The organism is Streptomyces barkulensis, assembly GCF_002843305.1.
Lineage (GTDB): Bacteria > Actinomycetota > Actinomycetes > Streptomycetales > Streptomycetaceae > Streptomyces > Streptomyces barkulensis.
On the sequence record NZ_PGSG01000062.1, the window covers coordinates 1 to 2,187 of the forward strand.

The 2,187-nt window shown below is 75.7% G+C and carries 1 protein-coding gene; it reads right to left on the reverse strand.

From position 1 onward, the window contains the following. Positions 1 to 2,187: acyltransferase domain-containing protein (locus CUT83_RS13130; RefSeq protein WP_143688542.1), on the reverse strand; the 2,187-nt coding region annotated here is incomplete at both ends.

The following is a 2,187-nucleotide window of genomic DNA, read 5'->3' on the forward strand; positions in this document are numbered from 1 at the left end:
TCGGCGACATCACAGGCGGCCACCTCCACCTCCGCCCCCAACCGGCCCAACTCCGCCACCAACTCCGCAGCCCCCGCCGCCTCCCGGCCCCGACGACTGACCAGCAACACACGCCGCACCCCGTGCACCACCACCAGATGCCGCGCCACCACACCCCCCAGCGTCCCCGTCCCACCGGTCACCAGCACCGTGCCGTCCGGGTCCAGAGAGCCGAGGCCGGCGGTGTCGGGCCCGGCCTCAGGCTCGGAGTCGGGCTCGGCCGGTACGGCGACCAGCCTCGGAACGTACAAGGCCCCCGCGCGCAGGGCGAGTTGCGGCTCGCCCGTCGCGAGCGCCGCCTCGACGGCGCCGCGGGACTCCTCCGTTCCGTCCGTGTCGAGCAGGACCACCCGGCCGGGGTGCTCGGACTGCGCGGCACGCGCCAGTCCCCAGACGGCCGCCGCGCCGGGATCGTCCACGCCCTCGTCCCCCACGGCGACGGCCCCTTCGGTGACCAGCACGATCCGCGCGCCGCGGGACCGGTCGTCGGCGAGGAAGCCCTGCACCGCGTCCAGGGCCCGCCGGGCCGCGGCGTGCGCACGGGCCGCGGGGTCGTCCCCGCCGCCCTCGTCGGCGCAGCGCACGAAGACGGTTCCGGGCTCGTCCGCGGGTTCCGAAACGGCCTCGGCGGGCACCGGCACGCGGATCCAGTCGAGCCGGTGGAGGGCCGGCCGGGGGCCGGACTCCGCCGACCCGGGAGCCGACCCGGGAGCCGACCCGGGAGCCGGCCCGGCGGCGAGCACGCCCTCGGCGTGGCGGACCCACGCGGACTTCCGGCCCCGCGCGCCGGACTCCGGGACCGGCCGGGAGTGCACGGTCACGCCGCGGTGGCCGTGCTCGTCCGGCTCCCCGACGGTGAGCTGGACGTCCAGCGAACCGCCGTCCTCGGGCAGGCGGAGCGGGACGTGCTGCCGGTAGACCAGGGGCACCTCGCCGGGGAGCAGGTCCCCGGCGCCGACCGGTCGGCCGGCCAGGCGGGGATGGGCACGCGAGGACAGGCGGCCCGTGTGGACGGTGCTGCCGTCGGCGAGTTCCACGGCGCCCCCCAGCAGCGGGTGCCGCGGCCCGCCGGCCGGGGCGGAGGCGGTCGGCGGGGTCGGCGAGAGCCAGTAGCGGCGGCCGCCGAACGCGTACGTCGGCAGTTCGCCGGGCACCGTGCCCGCGGGGAAGAGGGCGCGCCAGTCCGGCCGCACCCCGGCGGTGTGGGCCCGGGCGAGCGCGGTGACCAGCCCCGCCGGTTCGGGCCGGGCGGCGATGACGACGGACCGGCCGTCGCCGTCCTCCTCCAGCGTCCGCTGGACGGCGGGGGTGAGGACGGGGTCGGGTCCCACCTCCAGATAGACGGTGACGCCCTCACCACGGAGCGCCCGGACACCATCGGCGAAACGGACCGTCTCCCGCACATGCCGCACCCAGTACTCCGGCGAGGCCAACTCCTCATCGGAAGCCACCCGCCCGGTCACGTTCGACACCACCGGTATACCGGCCGGCGCGAACGACAACCCCCGCACCACCGCCCCGAACTCCTCCAGCACACCCTCCATATGAGCCGAATGAAACGCATGACTGACCCGCAACCGCCGCGTACGACGCCCCCGCGCCGCCCACCACGCGGCCACCTCCCCCACCGCCACGGCATCCCCCGACACCACCACCGCATCCGGACCGTTGACCGCCGCCACCGACACCCGGCCACCCCACCGGCCCAGCTGAGCCACCACCTCCTCCTCCGACACCGCCAACGCCACCATCGCCCCACCCGAAGGCGCCTGCTGCATCACCCGACCCCGCGCCGCCACCAACGCACACGCATCGGCCAGCGACCACACCCCGGCCACATACGCCGCCACCACCTCACCGACCGAATGACCGGCCACACACCCCGGCACCACACCCCAGCTCTCCAACAACCGGAACAGCGCCACCTCCACCGCGAACAACGCCGGCTGCGCATACCGCGTCTCATCCAGCAACCCGGCCTCCGCACTGCCCTCCGCCGCGAACACCACCTCCCGCAACGGCCGCTCCAGATACCGGTCCACCTCCCCGCACACCGCATCGAACGCCGCCGCGAACACCGGATACACCGCATACAGCTCACGCCCCATCCCCGGACGCTGACTGCCCTGCCCCGAGAACAGGAAGGCG